Genomic DNA, 18,134 nt, shown 5'->3' with positions numbered 1-18,134 from the left:
GTCCGGGGGTGACACCCCGAACCGTAGCCACAGAAACCGCCGCGGCACGTCCGCGGCGGTTTTGCATTGTGCGCTTGCGTGAGGCCCGGGTCCGGGCGCCTGCATGTAACCCAATGAGATATTTAACTTTTCATTGCATTGCGCCGTTAAGGGGAGAGCGTTACGCAAACCCCGGAGTGGCTTTCAATGTTCAAGAATTTAAGTATCCGCGCAATCCTGACGACCGCCCTGGCCGTCTTCTTTGCCCTTTTCCTGGTGACCGGCATCGCGGTCTATCAGCAACTGACGTCCAACCGCACCTCGATCGAGGTGATGCTGGACACCAACCTGGTCCGCGCCAATTCGCTGGACGACGCGGCATCGGACCTGCTGCGCGCCCGCGTGGTGCTGCTGGCCGCGCACAGCGCGCTGCTGGAAGGCAAGAGCCTGGACACCGCCGCCAGCAACATGCAGCGCATGGACAGCTATGTCGCCAAGGCCACCAGCCAGATCGAGACCGCGCGCAAGCTGCCCGAAACCTCGCCGCAGGGCAAACCCCTGTTCGAGGCTGCGCTGGCCGCCTACGACGTCTACGTGCGCGAAGCCATCTTTCCCCTGATCGCCGCGATCCGGGCCGGCGACGCCAAGGAGGCCGGCCGCATCAACCAGGAGAAGGTGAGCCCGCTGGGCACCAAGTTCACCCAGGCCAACCAGCAGTACGTGGACTTTGCCGACGAAATCGGCCAGCGCGTGGCCCACGATTCGGCCGCGCGCATCAATACCGCCATCGTGTTTCTGATCTGTCTGCTGGTCGTCGTGGCGGCGCTGGTCGTGGGGCTGTACGTGGTCTTCGGCCGGGCGGTCTTCCGTCCGCTGCATGAAGCCGGACGCCTGTTCGACCGCATCGCCAGCGGCGACCTGACCAACCGCATCGAGCAGCGCGGCAACAACGAAATCGGCGTGCTGTACGCCGCCGTCAAGCGCATGCAGGACAGCCTGGCGCGCACCGTGTCGGCCGTGCGCCTGGGGGTTGAAGAGATCCACACCGGCTCGCGCGAGATTGCCGCAGGCAACATCGACCTGTCCTCGCGCACCGAGCAGCAGGCCGCTTCGCTGGAGGAAACGGCCGCCAGCATGGACGAGCTGTCCTCCACCGTGAAGAACAACGCCGACAGCTCGCGCAGCGCGGCACAACTGGCGATGGCCGCGTCCGAAGTGGCCACGCGCGGCGGCCAGGCCGTGGGCGACGTGGTGGGCACGATGCGCGGCATCGCCGACAGCTCGCACCGCATCTCCGATATCGTCGGCGTGATCGACGGCATTGCCTTCCAGACCAACATCCTGGCGCTGAACGCCGCGGTGGAAGCCGCCCGCGCGGGCGAGCAGGGCAAGGGCTTTGCCGTGGTGGCAAGCGAAGTGCGCGCGCTGGCGCAGCGCAGCGCGGCGGCCGCCAAGGAGATCAAGGGCCTGATCGACGATTCCGTGCAGAAGGTGTCGGTGGGCTCTGATCAGGTGGAGGCCGCCGGCGCCACCATGCAGGAGATTGTCACGTCGGTGCGCCGCGTGGCGGACATCATCAACGAGATCTCCAGCGCTTCCGAGGAACAGTCGCAGGGCATCGAGCAGGTGAACCAGGCGGTGTCGCAAATGGACAGCGTGACGCAGCAGAACGCCGCGCTGGTTGAAGAGGCGGCGGCTTCGGCGGCATCGCTGGAAACGCAGGCCCAGCGCCTGCGCGAAGCGGTGGCGGTGTTCAAGCTGCAATCCGGCCGGGTGATCGAGGCCGATGCGCCGGCGCTGGACAACGGCGGCGGCGAGCCGGCGCTCATCGGCGCCTGATCCCGCCCTGCAACGTTACGCGCCAACAAAAAAGCCGGCCCTGAAGGCCGGCTTGCAAGCTTCCTGCAAAGACCCCGCCGCGCAACGCGCCGGGGTCTTTTGTTTGGCGCTTACTGGTCGAGCTGGATCTTGGCGTCGTTGGCGACGTTCTTCCACTTCTTCACGTCGCTGGCGATCACTTGCTGGAAGGCGTCCGACGAACCGGCCACCACGGTGCCGCCCAGGCTGGCCATCTTGGCCTTCACTTCGGGCGTGTTCAGCGCCTTGACCGAGGCGTCGTGCAGCTTCGTCTTCACGGCTTCCGGCAGGTTCTTCGGGGCCAGCAGGCCGTTCCACGCATTGGCTTCGTAGCGCGCCAGGCCGGCTTCCTTGAAGGTCGGCGTGTCGGGCAGTTCCGGCGAACGCGCGTCGGCGGCGATGGCGATCGGGCGGATCTGGCCGCTCTTGATGTAGGGCAGCGAGGCGGGCACGGGTTCCCAGATCATCGACACCTGGCCGCTGATCACGTCCGTGAAGGCGGGACCGGCGCCGCGGTAGGCGATGTGCATCAGATGCGCGCCCGTCATCGACTTCATCAGTTCCATCGCCAGGTTGCCCAGGCCGCCCGCACCGGACGAGGCGTAGGTGTACTTGTCCGGATTGGCCTTCGATTGCGCGATCAGCGCGTTCAGGTCGGCCGCGGGGAAGTCCTTGGTGACACTCAGCACGCCGGGCACGGTGACCAGCTGCGTGATGGCCGTGAAGTCCTGCGACGCATCGTAGGTCAGATTCTTGTAGACGGCCGGGTTGGTGCCGTGGGTGCTGGAGGAAGCCAGGAGGATCGTGTAGCCGTCGGGCGCGGCGTCGGCGACGTAGCGCGTGCCGATCGAGCCGCCCGCGCCGGCCTTGTTCTCGACCACCACCGTCACACCCAGTTCGGTGCCCAGTTGCGCGGCGAAAACGCGGCCGATGATGTCGGCGGTGCCGCCCGGGGCGAACGGCACGATCATGCGGATGGGCTTGCTCGGGTAGTCGGACTGCTGGGCCGAAGCGCCGGCCGCCAGCGTGGCGCCGGTCAGGAGCGCCAGGGCGATGGTGGTTTTCTTCAGGGTCATCTGTATCTCCACGAGAAGGTTAGTCGAGGCTGCGGTCGAGCCAATCGACGATCAATCCGGCAATGTGGTCGCTGTTGCGATCCAGCATGCAGAAGTGCGAGTTGCCGGCAATGCCGGCAGCGGGCAGGTCCAGCACGTCGGCGCGTTGGCCGGCCGCGCGCAGGGCGTTCCAGTAGGCGTCCGTCTGGGCGCGGTAGCGCTGCCAGGTGTCGTCCGCGTTGAAGTGATCGCCCCAGATCAACAGCTGCGGGGGCAATTGGCAGCTGGCCTGGGCCGGGGTACCGGTGGGCTCGACCGCCACGACGGCGCGCACGGTCGCCGCGTATTCCTGGGCCAGTTGCGTGGCAAAGCCGCCGCCCTGGCTGTGGCCGATCACGACGCACGGGCCCGCCAGGTCCAGCAGCGCGCGGTACGCGTCCAGCGCCATGTCGCCGTGGGTCAGCCAGCGCGGCACGAACTGCTTGGAAAAGGTGTCGAACGCGTCGACGGGAAATTGCTGTTCGGGATACGCCTGCCGCGGCTCGCCGGCGCGTGCATAGCCCGAGGCCGGGCCAATGCGAAACAGCCGCCATGCTTCTTCCTTCGAGCGGAAGATCGGGGCCGAGTCGTAGATTTCGGGAAACATCGCCCAGGAAGCGCGGCCGCGTTCCGGCGCGTCGGACACGAAGACGTCGTAGCCGGCCTGCAGCAGCCGCCACAGCCAGCCATCGCGCCCGTCCGGCGTGCTTTCCCACTGCGCGCCCGTCATGCCGCCGCCGTGCCACAGCAGCACGGGGTAGGGGCGGGTCGGCTGGGCCAGCCGGTACTCCTGCACATACAGTTGGCCGGCGCTGTAGCCGCCATTCATGTCGATCAGCCGGGGCGACGCGTTGCCGACCACTTTTTGCTGCTGCATCGGCAGTCCGCCAGCCACCACTTCGGCGCCGCCAACGTAATGACTGCGGATGGACTTGAGCAGGACGGGGGAGTCGGGCATAGGGTTTTCCAGGAGTGGTCGAAGGGATGTTAGTTGCAAGGTGTTTCTGTCTTGTGCAAAATGCGCAAGCGTTGTGCCGGATCGGCACAGCTGCTGAGCCGAGGTAAAACACACGCCCAGCCCCGGGCAGACATGGGGCGGGCAGGGGATGGAGGAGGACACATGGACATCAAATGGCTCGAGGACTTCGTCGCGTTGTCGAAGTCGCGCAACCTGTTTCAGGCCGCCGAGTCGCGCAACGTGACGCACCCGGCCTTCGGGCGCCGCATCAAGGCGCTGGAGGAATGGGCGGGCGTGCCGCTCATCGAGCGCGGCCACCAGGTGTCCACGCTGAACGCCGCCGGCCGCAGCGTGCTGGCCGCCGCCATCGACGTGCTGGACATCCTGCAAGAGACGCGGGAGGCCCTGCAAAAGCCGGAGCAGGAACGCGCCCGCAAGATCACCATTGCGTCCGGCAAGACGCTGGCGCATTCCGTCCTGCCCGGGCTGATGGCGGGCGTGCAGCGCAGCCTGCCGGCCTTTCAACTGAAGGTGATCACGACAACGCTGAATTACGGCGTGGACATGCTGGAGGACGGCGAGGTCGATTTCCTGCTGTGCCATGCCCACGAACCGCTGTACGCCAAGATCGACAATCCCAATTACCGCTGCCGCCGTGTGGGGGCGGACAAGCTGGTGGCGGTCAGCGCGCCGGTCGCGCCGGGCGGCCGCCATCCCCGCCATGCCGTGCCCAAGCTGGCCTCGGACCCGCCCGTGCCGTTTCTGGCCTACGCCGACAGCATGTCGCTGGGTCGCATCCTGCACGACAAGCTGCGCGGCCTGTGCGAGGTGCCGCTCTTGCAGACCACGTACGAGTCCGACCTGGCCGACGCCTTGCACGCGATGGCGCGCCAGGGCTTCGGCCTGGCCTGGCTGCCGCACACGCTGGTCGAACCCGACCTGCGCAACGGCAGCCTCGTGCGGGCCGACGGCGCCCGCAACGACATCCACATGGAAATCCGCCTGTACCAGTCGGTCGGTAACGCCAAACCCCTGGCCCGCGAGGTCTGGAGCCGGATCGAGGCCTACGCAGCCAAATAGCGCCCCATGAAAATCTGCCGGCGCTCGCGCGCAGGCATAAAATAGCGGTTTGCCCCTTTTCCGCACACAGGAAGCCAGCGCCATGAACGCACGCATCCCCGAAGACGCATTGCCGCCCACCCTCGATCCCAAAGCCCTTCAGAACTTTGTGGACGACAAGTGGGACAACGAGATCATCCCCGCGCTGACCGATTACATCGCCATTCCCGCCAAGAGCCCGGCCTTCGATGCCGACTGGGAAAAGAACGCGTTCATCGAGCGTGTGGTGCGCGACGCGGCGCAGTGGGTCGAAGCGCAGAAGGTTTCCGGCCTGAAGCTGGAAGTGGTGCGCCTGCCGGGCCGCACGCCCGTCATCTTCTTTGACGCGCCCGCCACCCGCAGCGACAACGGCGACACCGTGCTGCTGTACGGCCACCTGGACAAGCAACCCGAATTCTCGGGCTGGCGCGCCGGCCTCGGCCCGTGGACGCCCAAATACGAAGACGGCAAACTTTACGGCCGCGGCGGCGCCGACGACGGCTACGCGGTGTACGCGTCGCTGACCGCCATCATGGCACTGGACAAGCAAGGCATTCCGCGTCCGCGCTGCGTGGGCATCGTCGAAACCTGTGAAGAATCGGGCAGCTATGACCTCTTGCCGTACGTGGACGCGCTGCGCGACCGCCTGGGCAATGTGGCGCTGGTGGTGTGCCTGGACTCGGGCGCCGGCAACTACGATCAGCTCTGGATGACCACGTCGCTGCGCGGCATGGTGTCCGGCACGCTGGAAGTCCAGGTCCTGGACGAAGGCGTCCATTCGGGCGACTCCAGCGGCGTCGTGCCGTCCTCGTTCCGCATCCTGCGCCATCTGCTGGACCGCCTTGAAGACAGCGGCACCGGCCGCCTGCTGCCGCAAAGCCTGCACTGCGAAATCCCCGCCGAACGCATCGAACAGGTTTCCGCCACCGCCCGCATCCTGGGCGACGAAGTGTGGCGCCGTTTCCCCTGGAGCTGCGGCGCTGACGGCGGCTTCGTGCTGCCCATGACCACCGAACCCGAGCAGGCGTTGCTGAACCGCACCTGGCGTCCGACGCTGTCGGTCACGGGCGCGGAAGGCTTGCCGCCGCTGTCCAGCGCCGGCAACGTGCTGCGTCCGCGCACCGCGTTCAAGCTGTCGCTGCGCCTGCCGCCGCTGGTCGACGCCGTGGCCGCCTCGCAGGAAATCAAGGAACTGCTCGAAGCCGATGCGCCCTACAACGCCAAGGTGATCTTCAAGGCCAACGAAGGCGCCGCCACCGGCTGGAACGCGCCCGCCACGGTGCCCTGGCTGACGCAGGCGCTGGACGCGGCCTCGCAGCAGTACTACGGCGCCCCTTGCGGCTATATCGGGCAGGGCGGCACCATTCCGCTGATGAGCATCCTGCAAAAGGGTTTCCCGCAGGCGCAATTCATGGTCTGCGGCGTGCTGGGTCCCAAGTCCAACGCGCACGGTCCCAACGAATTCCTGCACGTGCCGTACGGCAAGAAGCTGACCGCCGCCGTGGCCCAGACCATGGCCGCCATGCCGGCCGCCTGACACACACGCGTGCCATGCAGAGCGCGGGGCCCGGGGCCTTGCGCTCTTTCTTTTTCCAGGACTGATCCCATGATTTCCACTTCCGACGCCTACGCCAATGTGGTCGCAGAAACCCGCCATTGGCTGAACCAGGCCGTGATCGGCCTGAACCTCTGTCCCTTCGCCAAGGCGGTGCAGGTCAAGGACCAGATCCGCTTTGCCGTCAGCGACGCCACCGACGCCGAGGGCGTCCTGACCGATCTGCAGGACGAACTGGCGCTGCTGGCCGACACCGATCCCGACAAGATCGACACGACGCTGCTGATCCTTCCCGATGCGCTGGACGACTTCCTGGAGTTCAACGAATTCGAAGATCTGTCGGACCGTCTGCTCAAGCGCATGCGTCTGGTGGGAGAGCTGCAGGTTGCCACTTTCCACCCGCAGTTCCAGTTCGCCGACACGCAGCCGGACGATATCGAGAACTACACCAACCGCTCGCCGTATCCCATACTGCACCTGCTGCGCGAAGACAGCATCGACCGTGCCGTCGAATCGTTCCCGGACGCCGCCGAGATCTACGAAAAGAACATCGACACGATGAACAAGCTGGGTCTGGAGGGCTGGAGGAAGCTGATGACCAAAGTGTGATCATTGCGACGTCCTGCCGTTTGTCTCGTAGACATTTGATAGTGAACAGGGGCCAGTGCGTCCGCAGCGCAGCTGAACAAACGCACCGGTTATGTGTGCTAGGGCGACCGTGTTCCCAAGTGTTCCCGAAGGTCTTGGTTGGCTGTGTCAGACACGTTAGATAAGGTAAAGTGCAGTACATTTGCGAGATAACACAGATGATGTCCATAAGTGGGATTGCTGTGTTCATTGAGGGATCTTTGCGTCGAAGAGAACACTTCATGTCTCGAATAATGCATTCGACCCATTGCACTGACGCTAGAGACTTCGATTTCGATGGTTTGCGACCGACTCGGTTCTGGCATTCAGATTGTGTACCAGGCGGAGTGGCGTAGGGTTGGCTCACGATCAGGACGATTAGGGGCACCGATGCGAGAAGTCTATTGATTGGCCGCGCGACGGGGTATGGCATTTTGAGGCGAGAATCAGTTCGAGTATGTTTCACAACGGAAAGGCTGCTGAAGTGGCAGCTGTATGCAGCGTTGTAATGCGTTGGCGCTACTCAACGAACAAGCATGTGGAGGGTGGGGGAGTATGCAGGCGGATTTTCTGAACGCACATGAACGGCATTGGGACGACGCTGAACATTTGCTACGCGAACGGCGATGGGCGAACGCGGATCACCTATACGGACTAGCTGCTGAATGCGGACTAAAGCACTTATTGCGTGCGCTCGGAATGCCTTACGACGCTGCAAAAGATCGACCTGCACTACGCGTGGATCAAGTACACGCTGAAGGCATTTGGGCCCGGTTTGAAAGTTATCGCAACGGACATGCGCAGGGTGCTGGGTATGTGTTGCCCGCCGACAACCCATTTGCTAATTGGGATGTTTCCGATCGTTATGCACATCGATCAAATTTTGATGAGATAAGGGCGCAAGTTCATCAAGCAGGTGCCATGGTTGTCTGCGAACTTATAAAGAAAGCGCAACGAGAGGGGTTGCTAGTATGAGAGGAAAGCTCTTTGAAATGTTTCCGGAGCCCGCGCCAACCTTTGACAGTATTCTGCCAATTATTCGAGATTGGCTGCGAACGCACAGCGGCTCGCTCCACAATCTCCTGAGCGATGATGGTGACTGGCTCGTTGTGAATAGGGATCTTAACGGGCGTGTACGCCTGATTTTGCCCGAGCGGCACGGAGATGGCGCACAGCGTGATTTATGGACAAGCATGCTGTCGACGTTGATGCGTCGGCTGGGTGCGCACGCCTATCCTCTGAGCGCCGGGATTCTCTTTGAATCCAGCAAAGAGCGCGCGTCCCTGGGAGCAACCAGTTATTCTTTAGACGACCATGGGAAAGTATGGATTGTGGACCGGTTGGCAACCGAGGCCGACTGGACGCACATCGAGCCCGAATCTCTGGGCGTACCGCGAATCGTCTTCTTTTCGATTAAGGGCGGCGTTGGCCGATCAACAGCTTTAGCCGCTACAGCGTGGAGCCTTGCACAATCTGGAAAGCGAGTTCTCGTTTTGGATCTCGACCTAGAGTCTCCTGGCTTGTCCACTGCTTTGTTACCCCCGGAGCGTCAGCCGACCTACGGGGTGACCGATTGGCTGGTTGAGGATTTGGTCGATAATGGTGAAGTCGTTTTAGACAGCATGATGGCCACCAGCAACCTTTCTCATGACGGCGAGATCCATGTCGTGCCTTCTCATGGGGCTGATCACGGAGAGTATATCTCCAAGCTTGGCCGTGTCTGGATGCCGAAGTTAAAGGCCGATGGTACACGAGAGACCTGGTCGAATAGACTCGGGCGGTTGCTTCAAATGTTGGAATCTCGGGTCGAGCCTGATGTAATCCTGATTGACTCCCGCTCTGGTATCGATGAGGTCGCCTCAGCTTGCATCACCGATATGGGGGCAAATTTAATCCTCCTTTTTGCGCTCGAAGGAGAGCAGACTTGGAACGGTTATCGGATGCTTTTTGAACAATGGCAGCGCGCGAATGTCGCTGAGTCGATCCGGGAACGTTTGAAGATTGTTGGAGCTATCGTGCCTGAGCTGGATCGCGTCAAATACTTAGAGGGTCTGCGCGAAAGTGCATATGGCGTTTTCGCCGATACGCTTTACGATGAAATTGCTCCGGCGAACCCAGAGTCTATCGGTCCGACATCTGACGGCGACGGCAAGTGGCGAGTGGATGATCTGGTTGAAGGATGGAACTTCGATGAGGCTGATGAAGGCGCGCCTCATTGCCCCTGGGCCGTAAGCTGGCACCGGAGTTTCGCCGGTTTGCGTTCCTTGCAGGGGCGGCTTGCGGTGATAGACGCGCAAGAGGTGCAGTCAGTGTTCGGTCCGTTGATAGACGGGGTGATCGACGCTACTGCTTCGAGGAATCCGTAATGATGCACGCTAAGTTGTTGCGGGAGGCTATCCTAGCCGCGCCCCTTGAGACGAGTAACTTTGGCGAAACTCCAGAACCAGGAACGCTGTATTTGCCCCCTTCTCATCTAAAAGCCTTGAGATTAGATGCGCATATCGTTGTAGGCGGGCGAGGCGTGGGTAAATCGTTTTGGACAGCGGTATTGCAATCTGAACTACTTCGTAGCCAGTTGGGTGCTGCAGCCTCTGAACTTCAAGATATTGACGTATTTACAGGCTTTAGTAATGCGGAATGCATTGAAAATCACCCAAATGCGGATGTTTTTTCTGTTTTTCTCAATCAGGGCGGTGACCCATACGACTTATGGCGAGCGGTGATTCTGCGATGGGTAGCGCAGAAGGCAAATGAGCAAATCCCTGAGGGTAGTTGGCAGGAAACCGTGAATTGGTTGAAGCAGCAACCTGAAGAAGCCGCCCGCCTCATGCAGCGCCCGCGAGCATGGAAAGGTTTGGTTTTGTTTGACGCACTGGATCGCACTAGCACCGACTGGCGGCGTATGGATGACATCGTGCGCGGTCTTTTGCGCACTGCTCTTTGGTTGAAAACATTTCCCGGGTTATACGCTAAAGTTTTTTTGCGTGAGGATCAGGCGGAGCGCACTGTATTCAACTTTCCAGACGCCTCGAAGCTGACTGCGACGCGAGCTGAGCTCTCGTGGGCTAGGCATGATCTGCATGGCTTGCTTTGGCAACGGCTTATCAATGCACCGAACTCTCACGGAGCTTCTGTGCGGGAAGTCTGCTCATGCCACGCGGAAGATGGTGTGTGGCACGTTGCGCCAGAAATGAAGTCCGAATCGGATCGGCAGAAGCAGGCATTCGAAACGCTCGCGGGTCCTTGGATGGGCCGCGACAGGCGTCGAGGCGTGCCGTATACATGGTCGGTAGGGCACTTGGCTGATGGGCGAGGTCAAACGTCGCCGCGGTCTTTTCTTGCTGCAATCCGTCAGGCTGCAGAAGACTCTAGCGAACGCTACCCAGAGCATGGCTACGCGCTCCATTTCGAGAGCATCAAGCGCGGCATTCAGAAAGCTTCGGAGATTCGTGTTCAGGAGATGGCCGAGGATTACCCGTGGGTTCCTGACGTTCTATCTACTTTGAGTGGTATGAACGTGCCCGTCGAGTTCGATGCTGTCAGAGAAAAGTGGGAACAGAAATTCGTGAGCCCACAGGAGATGAGCTCTGCGCGTCTCCCGGCGCAACACATGGATCGCGGGTGGGACGGTGTGCGTGACGACTTGCAGCGACTAGGCTTGCTGGAGACAAAAAAGGATGGGCGCATTGATATGCCAGATCTGTATCGCGTTGGCTTTGGTTTGGGCCGTAAGGGTGGCGTCAAACCTCGAAATTGAGGTGACAAATTCTGGGAACAGCACCGATTGTTGCTCTTAGCAAGTAGTTGTTCTAATCACGCCATAGGCTTCGCCGTGTGGGAGTTATTGCTTCAGGAGGCTATCGGTGATCACAATGAATTCCAGATGCAACAGGCTTGGTGGTGGGATTCGTGTCGATGGTGGTGAAGTGTTCGTCTCCAGAAAGGCGTTTCACAGCTAATATTGACTGCGGGCACCATTCCCACCTGCGCGGATCCGGATGAAAGAATCGACGCTTTGTTGGCTCCCTAAGTTGAAGATTCGAGAGCTCAAAGACGTCCCTAATCTTCGATGTACTGGGGGTGTTCAATTAGTGCTGTCTGACCGCCTATGTGCCAAATAGTCACGTGCAAAATCGATTGATCCAAAGTCGAAAACTACACAGGGATATCCCTAGATAGCCCGTCGGTTGTATTGCATACAACATACGATCATTGTGACCGTCGCCGTTCGGCGGCGGCCTGTACGTCCTTCCCCTTTTCATTGTCTTGCCTCGCGGCCCTCGTAGGCCGCGCGTTGGCCTTTGCCTTTGTCTGGAGAGCCGTATGCGATTCACCCGCCGTCATGCCCTGGGCGCGCTTGCCGCCTTGCCGTTGATCTCGCGCCCGGCCTGGGCCCAGCAGAACGCGTTTCCGACGCGGCCCGTGCGCCTCTTGGTGGGCTTTGCGCCCGGCGGGTTGACCGACATCGCCGCGCGCGCGCTGGCCGATCGCATGGGCAAGACGCTCAAGCAGAACGTCGTCGTCGAGAACCGCCCGGGCGGGCAGGCCATCATTGCCACCGTCGCGGTGGCGCGCGCCGAGCCGGACGGCTACACGCTGGGCTTTGCCGGCACCAACGGCATGATCCTGAACCCCTTGCTGTACAACAACCTGCCGTACCAGCCGTCGGACTTCAAGCAGCTTGGATCCATGGGCAAATCGCCCATGCTGCTGATCGTGCATCCCGACCTTGGCGTGAACACCGTGCAGGAATTCATTGCTCTGGCCAAGAAAAAGCCCAACGACATCACGTGCGCGCACGCGGGCCGCGGTGTCATCAACCACCTCGCGCTGCTGCATTTCCAGTCCAAGACCGGCACGCAGTTCCAGGACGTGCCCTACAAGGGCAGCGGCCCGGCGCTGCTGGATCTGATGGCCGGCACCGTACAGAGCACGTTCGACTTTCCGACCTCGGCGCTGCCCAACATCAAATCCGGCAAGCTGAAGGTCCTGGCCGTGACCGCAGACGAGCGGCTGTCCAGTCTGCCCGATGTGCCGACCATGAAGGAAGCGGGCGTGGACGACTTCGAGCTCTACACCCGCATGATGATCTCGGGCCCCGCCGCAATGCCTGCCGACGTGGTGAAAACGCTGGAACACGCCGTGCGCGAAGGCACGCGCGACCCCAGCCTGATCCAGCAGTTTGCCGAGCAGGGCGTGGCCGTGGAGTTCACGTCATCCGCCGACCTGGACAAGGTCATCGCCGACGAATCGGCGATGTGGGCGCAGGTCATCAAGGCCAACGGCGTGCCCAAGACCGATCTGAAGGCATGAGACCGCGACTGCCAGGGAGACGACCGTGACGCACCCCCGTATCACCGTAACGCCCGAACGCGCGCTCATCGACGTCGAGCGCGACATCCACATCGAAGGCTTTCCGGCGTATGCCTTCATCACCGTCACCGCCAGCATGAGCATGTGCGGCGCGACGTGGCGCTCGGAAGCCGTGTTCGTGGCCGGCCATGACGGACGGCTGGACCTGCGGCGCGATTGCCCAGTGTCCGGCTCGTATGCCGAGCCTTCGGCCATGGGACTTGTCTGGTCCATGGTGTGCCAGGACATGGACCGCGTGGTGTTCCCGCCCGACAACACCCAGGCGCTGACCGTGCATATCCATGCCGCCAGCGGCACGCTCACCGCCGACGCCACGATGATCCAGGACTTCCTGGCCGATGGCGTCACGCACCGGTCCGTGCGAGAAACGGTGGACGGCATGATGGTGTCCGGTGAACTCTACGTGCCCGCCGGCCCCGGTCCGCATCCGGTCGTGGTCTACATGAACGGTTCGTCGGGCGGCGTCAATGCGCCCCGCGCCGCGCTGTTCGCCGCCCGCGGCTACCAATGCCTGGCGCTGGCGATCTTCAACTACGATGGTCGGCCGAAGTACCTGAACGACATGCCGCTGGAATACTTCGAGGCGGCGCTGAAGTGGGTCCGTAAATCGCTGCAGCCCCGCGACGGCTTCGTGGCGGTGTCCGGCATCAGCCGCGGCGGCGAGACCTCATTGCTCGTGGCCTCGCATTTCCCCGACCTGGTAAGCGCCGTCGTCGCTTATGTGCCGTCGCCCGTGACGCACGGGGTGGTCAGCGCGGGCGCGCCGGGCACGGGACGCAACGCCCAGGTCTGGACCCGGCATGGCGAGCCCTTGCCGCACTTGTGGCAGGACAACGCCACGGCCGACTGGGACGCCGCCTATGCCTCGGATCCGCCGTATCGCCAGACCCTGGCGTTTCTGAGCGCCACGCGCGATGCGGCGGCCGTCGAGCGCGCGCGCATTCCCGTCGAGAACTATCCCGGCCCGGTCATGCTGGTAAGCGCATCGGACGATGGCTTCTGGCCCAGCACCGCGTATTCGGAAATGGTGGTGCGCCAGCGCCAGGCGCACGACCTGCCGACGCGCCATTACGTCTGCGCGGGGGCAGGGCACCACGTCCACTATCCTTGTCTGCCCGCCACGCTGATCAACAAGCCGCACGCGATGTCCGGGCTGCTGCTGGATGCGGGCGGCACGCCGTCCGCCAATGCGGCCGGCAACGAAGGATCGTACCGGGCGATGCTGGACTTTCTGGCGCAGGCGCGGGCTGGGCAAGGGTAGGAAGGCTGGGCGTCACTGCCGGCGGATCGCCTCGACCTGGATCTTCAGTTTCACTTCCGGCTTGAAGCCCATGTCCAGCCCGAAGTTCATGCCGAAATCCTTGCGGCTGAATTCCGTGGAGGCATCGGCGCCGCAGACCTCGCGCTTGACCATCGGGTGGTCGATGCATTTGAAGTCGTCGATCTCAAGCTTGACCTGGCGCGTGACGCCGCGCAGCGTCAGGTCGCCCGTCGCTTCTTCGGGCTTGTCGCCGTCGAATTTGGTGAACTTGCCCTTGAACGTGGCGGTGGGGTACTTGGCCGCATCGAAGATGTCGGGCGCGACCGCATGCTGGTTCATCTCGTCGTGGCCGAAGTCGACCGATTTGATGTCCACGGTGACTTCCAGCGTGCCGGTGCGCGCCTGGCGGTCCAGCACGACCACGCCGCTGGACTGGTTGAACTTGCCGCGCCAAGTCGACAGGCCGCCGAAATGATCGGCCTCGAAGCTGGGGTACGTGTGCGAGGGATCAAGATCATAGGTGACCGGCGCAGCGGTGGCGCCCACGGTCAGCGATAGCGCACTTGCGCCCAGCAACAGGGTCGGGATCAACTTCATTGCGGCTCCTTGGGTATGGCGTTCAAGTCACGCTTGCGGCGGACCGCCCGCGTGCCGGAAGACAAAACAATAACATTCAGTTCCGTGTCAGCCGCGTGGCTTAGATCAAAAACTCGCGGTCCTGCATTGCGCACCGTCCGATGGCATCAATCCACGTTGCCCAGCCACGCCGACAGGTCCTGCAAGGTCTCTCGCAGCGCGTTGAAACGCTGTTCGCCCAGGTGTTCCTTCCATTCCTGTTCGACGTCGGCCACGCAGGTGCGCATCAGCGCATACATCTCCTGGCCGCGCGCCGTAAGCTGCAGCTCGGTCGAATTGGAGGCCGGGCCAGGCCGTCGCAGCACATAGCCTCGCCGCTCCAGTTCGGCCAGGACGTAGTTCATCGCCTGACGCGACATATTGCATTGGCGCGCCAGCTCGATCGGCCGGCGGCCGTGCGGGCCGGGGTACATGAAGACGCCGAGTTCGGTCAATGACACGTCAAAGCCCTGCGCGTTGACGGTGGTCAGCATGCGCGCGACGACATGCTCGCGCGGCAGCCGCAGCAAGGAACCGATCATCGGCAGGCCAGTTTGCGGTTCGGATGCGGCGCTATTTTTTCTGCTGGACATGGCGTAAAAAATTTGTACACTGCTGAGTAAAGGAACTTTACGCGGAGTATGCCATGAACGAAGACGCCGTATTCGATGCAGACGAAGTGATCCGGATAGGCCAATTGGAGATTCGCTATCTTCAGCCGAGCGGGCAAGGCAATCACATGGGGGCGTTTGAATTGCGGGTGCCGCCGGGCTCGAACGTGCCGCCGCCCCACAGTCACGACAATGAAGAGCTGATCTACGTGCTGGAGGGGACGCTGCGCTTTACGGTCGGCGCGCAAACGCGGGACTTGGGGCCGGGCGACTCGATGACCACGCCCACCGGTGTGGCCCACGCGTTCAGCAATCCGCACAGCGTCATGGCCCGGGCTCTTGTCATGAACACGCCTGAAATCAGCGCGGATTATTTCCGCGAGATGGCGGCGCTGATCAATGGCGGCGGTCCGCCGGACAAAGCCCGGATGATGGAAACGATGAAGCGATTCGGCCTGACCCCGATCGCGCCGGCGCCGGCGGTGGCGGCGCCGCCGGCAAGTTGACCGGGCTGTCTGTTTACTCGTCGTTCGCCCACTCGACCTGCACGCCCAGGCTGCGCAGGTTTTCGACAAAGCGCGGGTGCGCCCGGCGGATCGGCGTGGCGTTGCGGATCTCGGAACGGCCCTTGATGCTGCTGGCCACCATGAACAGCGCGATCGCCACGCGGATGATGTAGGGGCTTTCGACCACGCCCGGCGTCAGCGGATTGCCGCCGAAGGTCACCACGCGGTGCGGGTCCGACGAGAACACATGCGCGCCAAACTTGGACAGTTCGCCCGTCCAGCCCAGCGCGCCGTCGTAGACCTTGTTCCAGAACATCGCATTGCCCTCGGCGCATACGCCCAGCGCAATGAAGATCGGCAGCAGGTCCACCGGAAAGTACGGCCAGGGCGCCGCTTCGACCTTGGTCAGCACGTTGCTGGTGAACGGCGTCTGCACCTTCAGCGGACCCTCGCGCAGCGCGCGCGACCAGCCGTCCTTGTGCTCGATCCGCACGCCGAACTTGGCGAACGTGCGGTCGATCAGCGGGAAGTTGCCCGGCGTGCGGTTGCGCACCACCACGTCGCCGCCGGTGATCGCGCCCAGCGCGAGGAACGTGGTGATTTCGTGGAAGTCCTCTTCGAACGTGAACTCGCCGCCGCCCAGGCGCTTGCCCCCGCGCACCACCAGCCGCGACGTGCCGATGCCGTCGATGTCGGCCCCCATCATGGCCATGAAGCGGCAGAACTCCTGCACGTGCGGCTCGGAGGCCGCATTCGTCAGCGACGACTCGCCTTCTGCGGCGGCGGCGCACAACACAAAATTCTCGGTCGTGGTCACCGACGCGTAGTCCAGCCAATGATGCGTGGGCTTGAGCGGGCCGCCCGCGCGCACCAGCAGCGATCCGCTGGCGCGCTCCACCTCGCCGCCGAACGAGCGGAAGATGTCCACGTGCGGATCGATCTCGCGTACCCCCAGCGTGCATCCCTTGACGTTGTCTTCCAGCCGCGCCACGCCAAAGCGGGCCAGCAGCGGCGGCACCAGCATGATCGACGAACGCATCTCCTCCGGCAGCCGGTGCGCCGCCGCGTCGAACACGGTGTTCTTGTGATGCAGTTCCAGCGTGCGCGTCGCATCGTCCAACCGCACGTCGCTGCCCAACGTGCGGAAGATGTCGAGGATCTTGCGCACGTCGGTGATGTCCGGCACCCCGTGCAGCCGCAACGGCTGGTCGGTCAGCAGCGTGGCGCACAGGATCGGCAGCACCGCGTTCTTGTTGGCCGAGGGGACGACGCGGCCGCGCAAAGGCGTGCCGCCGTGGACGATGAGATTGGACATGGGGATGGGACAGCCGGGGAAAGAAATAGGGGAGAGCGCGGGGATTGTACCGGGGTCCTTCAAGGGTCATTTTGACCAAAGGCGGCTAAACGTTTCAGACTGCAAAGCGCCATGCGGCCCCGCGCGGCCTATCTCATGCCGGTCTATCGCGATTCTTGCGAATCAGCACCGCGCCGCCGATCGTTAGCAGCAAGCCGCCGCCCAGATACGGCAGGCCAAAGATGAGCAGGAAGAAGAACAGCGCGGTGTTTGCGTCCCGCGCGTCCGCGCCGCCGCCGGTGTGCATGGCCGGGTCCATCTGCAGCAGCGCAATCGGCACGGTCAGCAGCAGCGTCACGCCCAGCGCAAGGCACCCCCAGCCGATCAGCCGGCGCAAATTCCCGATGCGCGCCAGCAATACGGCGGCAATCACCGCGATCACCGCGTAAAGCACGGCGCTGGCGATCTGCATCCGCTGCAGCGCGGTGTCGTCCAGCGGCACGTAGGTGCCGCCGGCGGGCTGGTTCACGCCGAACAGGGCTTGCAGCAGCGGATTGGTGACGCCAAAACTGGCGCTGCCGATCAGCAGACCCAGGACAATGCTGGCCAGCCATTTGATCGCGGTCGGGGGCATGGGGGCGGCGGGTCGCTTCTTGTGGATCAGTAGTAGATGTCGACGTAATCGGTCAGGCCGCCGCACGCTTCCATCTGCTGCAGACGCCAGTACTTGCGCTTGCCGGTCGCCTTGAATTCGTAGTCGCCGGTACGCTCGCAGCGGCGGCCCTTGTCGGGCGCGTCCAGGATCAGGATCGTGCCGCGCAGCACGAAGCTGTCGCGGCCAATGGAGACGACCTCGCCTTTGACCTTCAAGGTGCCTTCATGGTTGGCCTGCGTGCCGTCAAGACGCACCACGTCGTTGTCGTCGATCGCGTTCATCTTGCCGCGCTTGGCGGACCACAGCCATTGCAGCGTCACGCCGCTGTTGTTCAGCAGCCGCTCGTAAGCGGCCTGGTCGTTGATCTGTGTTTTTTGCACCGGCGCAAGGGCGCCGCCGGCGGGGGCCTGTTGCGCGGGCGCTTGACGGGCGGGCGCCTGTTGAACCTGGGGTTGCGCAGCGGGGGCCTGCTGCGGCGCCGGCGCCTGGTTGCCCGAATTGGCGCGCGGAGGCAGGATGGCCGCGCCGGGATCCTTCTGCGCGAAGGCGGGAGCGGCGGCTGCGAAGGCCAGTCCCAGAGCAAGAAGCAGATTACCGGACTTGCGTTTGATTCCCGAGGCGCGGGCAACGTGAGTGTGCATGGTCTGTATC

Annotated in this window: 17 protein-coding genes; 10 read left to right on the top strand and 7 right to left on the bottom strand. The window is 63.0% G+C overall.

Translation table 11 applies throughout. The features are described from left to right. The first annotated feature begins 186 nt into the window (after positions 1 to 186). Positions 187 to 1,818 carry a methyl-accepting chemotaxis protein gene (locus QEP15_RS14660; protein ID WP_226846148.1) on the top strand — a complete coding sequence of 544 codons (1,632 nt, stop codon included), beginning with the start codon at positions 187 to 189 and terminating at the stop codon, positions 1,816 to 1,818. Between the two features lie 110 nt (positions 1,819 to 1,928). On the opposite strand, the gene QEP15_RS14655 is transcribed toward QEP15_RS14660, so the two are convergent. After that, a complete protein-coding gene (locus QEP15_RS14655; protein WP_056319064.1) occupies positions 1,929 to 2,912 on the bottom strand; it encodes a Bug family tripartite tricarboxylate transporter substrate binding protein in 984 nt (327 codons plus the stop codon). A gap of 19 nt (positions 2,913 to 2,931) precedes the next feature. Then, positions 2,932 to 3,888 carry an alpha/beta hydrolase gene (locus tag QEP15_RS14650; protein WP_226846147.1) on the bottom strand — a complete coding sequence of 319 codons (957 nt, stop codon included), beginning with the start codon at positions 3,886 to 3,888 and terminating at the stop codon, positions 2,932 to 2,934. Between the two features lie 162 nt (positions 3,889 to 4,050). On the opposite strand from QEP15_RS14650, the gene QEP15_RS14645 reads away from it, so the two are divergent. From QEP15_RS14645 to QEP15_RS14610, 8 genes are all read left to right on the top strand, one after another. After that, complete coding sequence (locus tag QEP15_RS14645) at positions 4,051 to 4,968, top strand: LysR family transcriptional regulator (RefSeq protein WP_062841086.1); 918 nt, start codon at positions 4,051 to 4,053, stop codon at positions 4,966 to 4,968. Positions 4,969 to 5,050: 82 nt separating this feature from the next. After that, the gene (locus QEP15_RS14640; protein ID WP_253855577.1) at positions 5,051 to 6,523 is read left to right on the top strand and encodes a M20 family metallopeptidase; all 1,473 of its coding nucleotides are present in this window, start codon (positions 5,051 to 5,053) and stop codon (positions 6,521 to 6,523) included. Between the two features lie 69 nt (positions 6,524 to 6,592). After that, entirely contained in the window at positions 6,593 to 7,150 is a 558-nt protein-coding gene (locus QEP15_RS14635) for a DUF1415 domain-containing protein (RefSeq protein WP_280147637.1), read from the top strand. Between the two features lie 573 nt (positions 7,151 to 7,723). Further along, on the top strand, positions 7,724 to 8,143 hold the full coding sequence (locus QEP15_RS14630; protein ID WP_280147636.1) for a hypothetical protein: 420 nt from the start codon (positions 7,724 to 7,726) through the stop codon (positions 8,141 to 8,143). Then, a complete protein-coding gene (locus QEP15_RS14625) occupies positions 8,140 to 9,534 on the top strand; it encodes a ParA family protein (protein ID WP_280147635.1) in 1,395 nt (464 codons plus the stop codon). The genes QEP15_RS14630 and QEP15_RS14625 overlap by 4 nt, the downstream gene beginning before the upstream one ends. Continuing rightward, positions 9,534 to 10,925, top strand: a complete 1,392-nt coding sequence (locus tag QEP15_RS14620; RefSeq protein WP_280147634.1) for a hypothetical protein — start codon at positions 9,534 to 9,536, stop codon at positions 10,923 to 10,925. The genes QEP15_RS14625 and QEP15_RS14620 overlap by 1 nt, the downstream gene beginning before the upstream one ends. A 566-nt stretch (positions 10,926 to 11,491) precedes the next feature. Continuing rightward, entirely contained in the window at positions 11,492 to 12,481 is a 990-nt protein-coding gene (locus tag QEP15_RS14615) for a Bug family tripartite tricarboxylate transporter substrate binding protein (RefSeq protein WP_280147633.1), read from the top strand. A 25-nt stretch (positions 12,482 to 12,506) separates the two neighbouring features. Further along, positions 12,507 to 13,802 carry an acyl-CoA thioester hydrolase/BAAT C-terminal domain-containing protein gene (locus QEP15_RS14610; protein WP_280147632.1) on the top strand — a complete coding sequence of 432 codons (1,296 nt, stop codon included), beginning with the start codon at positions 12,507 to 12,509 and terminating at the stop codon, positions 13,800 to 13,802. 12 nt (positions 13,803 to 13,814) lie between these two features. Here the strand turns inward: QEP15_RS14610 and QEP15_RS14605 are convergent, their stop codons facing one another. Continuing rightward, positions 13,815 to 14,399: a YceI family protein gene (locus QEP15_RS14605; protein WP_223575919.1), complete on the bottom strand. Its 585-nt coding sequence runs from the start codon at positions 14,397 to 14,399 to the stop codon at positions 13,815 to 13,817. A gap of 146 nt (positions 14,400 to 14,545) precedes the next feature. Further along, positions 14,546 to 15,010 carry a MarR family winged helix-turn-helix transcriptional regulator gene (locus tag QEP15_RS14600; protein ID WP_280147631.1) on the bottom strand — a complete coding sequence of 155 codons (465 nt, stop codon included), beginning with the start codon at positions 15,008 to 15,010 and terminating at the stop codon, positions 14,546 to 14,548. A gap of 53 nt (positions 15,011 to 15,063) precedes the next feature. On the opposite strand from QEP15_RS14600, the gene QEP15_RS14595 reads away from it, so the two are divergent. Further along, entirely contained in the window at positions 15,064 to 15,534 is a 471-nt protein-coding gene (locus QEP15_RS14595; protein WP_280147630.1) for a cupin domain-containing protein, read from the top strand. Between the two features lie 13 nt (positions 15,535 to 15,547). Here QEP15_RS14595 and QEP15_RS14590 read toward each other — a convergent pair whose 3' ends face one another. The 3 genes from QEP15_RS14590 to QEP15_RS14580 all read right to left on the bottom strand — a co-directional run bounded on the left by QEP15_RS14590 (position 15,548) and on the right by QEP15_RS14580 (position 18,124). Then, complete coding sequence (locus tag QEP15_RS14590; RefSeq protein WP_142054826.1) at positions 15,548 to 16,849, bottom strand: UDP-N-acetylglucosamine 1-carboxyvinyltransferase; 1,302 nt, start codon at positions 16,847 to 16,849, stop codon at positions 15,548 to 15,550. Between the two features lie 133 nt (positions 16,850 to 16,982). Continuing rightward, the gene (locus QEP15_RS14585) at positions 16,983 to 17,462 is read right to left on the bottom strand and encodes a hypothetical protein (protein WP_280147629.1); all 480 of its coding nucleotides are present in this window, start codon (positions 17,460 to 17,462) and stop codon (positions 16,983 to 16,985) included. A 26-nt stretch (positions 17,463 to 17,488) separates the two neighbouring features. Beyond that, on the bottom strand, positions 17,489 to 18,124 hold the full coding sequence (locus QEP15_RS14580; protein WP_128827191.1) for a hypothetical protein: 636 nt from the start codon (positions 18,122 to 18,124) through the stop codon (positions 17,489 to 17,491). Positions 18,125 to 18,134 lie beyond the last annotated feature (10 nt).

Source organism: Achromobacter mucicolens (genome assembly GCF_029866465.1).
Taxonomy (GTDB): domain Bacteria; phylum Pseudomonadota; class Gammaproteobacteria; order Burkholderiales; family Burkholderiaceae_B; genus Achromobacter; species Achromobacter mucicolens.
The sequence above is the reverse complement of the archived record's forward strand: the minus strand, read 5'-3'. Positions and strand labels throughout refer to the sequence as shown.

Excerpts from the sequence above, each read along its gene's own strand:
- QEP15_RS14630 (WP_280147636.1), top strand. The coding sequence starts at position 7,724 with ATGCAGGCGGATTTTCTGAACGCACATGAACGGCATTGGGACGACGCT.
- QEP15_RS14580 (WP_128827191.1), bottom strand. The coding sequence starts at position 18,124 with ATGCACACTCACGTTGCCCGCGCCTCGGGAATCAAACGCAAGTCCGGT.
- QEP15_RS14660 (WP_226846148.1), top strand. The coding sequence starts at position 187 with ATGTTCAAGAATTTAAGTATCCGCGCAATCCTGACGACCGCCCTGGCC.
- QEP15_RS14650 (WP_226846147.1), bottom strand. The coding sequence starts at position 3,888 with ATGCCCGACTCCCCCGTCCTGCTCAAGTCCATCCGCAGTCATTACGTT.
- QEP15_RS14625 (WP_280147635.1), top strand. The coding sequence starts at position 8,140 with ATGAGAGGAAAGCTCTTTGAAATGTTTCCGGAGCCCGCGCCAACCTTT.
- QEP15_RS14595 (WP_280147630.1), top strand. The coding sequence starts at position 15,064 with ATGAACGAAGACGCCGTATTCGATGCAGACGAAGTGATCCGGATAGGC.
- QEP15_RS14605 (WP_223575919.1), bottom strand. The coding sequence starts at position 14,399 with ATGAAGTTGATCCCGACCCTGTTGCTGGGCGCAAGTGCGCTATCGCTG.
- QEP15_RS14620 (WP_280147634.1), top strand. The coding sequence starts at position 9,534 with ATGATGCACGCTAAGTTGTTGCGGGAGGCTATCCTAGCCGCGCCCCTT.
- QEP15_RS14635 (WP_280147637.1), top strand. The coding sequence starts at position 6,593 with ATGATTTCCACTTCCGACGCCTACGCCAATGTGGTCGCAGAAACCCGC.
- QEP15_RS14640 (WP_253855577.1), top strand. The coding sequence starts at position 5,051 with ATGAACGCACGCATCCCCGAAGACGCATTGCCGCCCACCCTCGATCCC.
- QEP15_RS14590 (WP_142054826.1), bottom strand. The coding sequence starts at position 16,849 with ATGTCCAATCTCATCGTCCACGGCGGCACGCCTTTGCGCGGCCGCGTC.
- QEP15_RS14585 (WP_280147629.1), bottom strand. The coding sequence starts at position 17,462 with ATGCCCCCGACCGCGATCAAATGGCTGGCCAGCATTGTCCTGGGTCTG.
- QEP15_RS14655 (WP_056319064.1), bottom strand. The coding sequence starts at position 2,912 with ATGACCCTGAAGAAAACCACCATCGCCCTGGCGCTCCTGACCGGCGCC.
- QEP15_RS14645 (WP_062841086.1), top strand. The coding sequence starts at position 4,051 with ATGGACATCAAATGGCTCGAGGACTTCGTCGCGTTGTCGAAGTCGCGC.
- QEP15_RS14615 (WP_280147633.1), top strand. The coding sequence starts at position 11,492 with ATGCGATTCACCCGCCGTCATGCCCTGGGCGCGCTTGCCGCCTTGCCG.
- QEP15_RS14600 (WP_280147631.1), bottom strand. The coding sequence starts at position 15,010 with ATGTCCAGCAGAAAAAATAGCGCCGCATCCGAACCGCAAACTGGCCTG.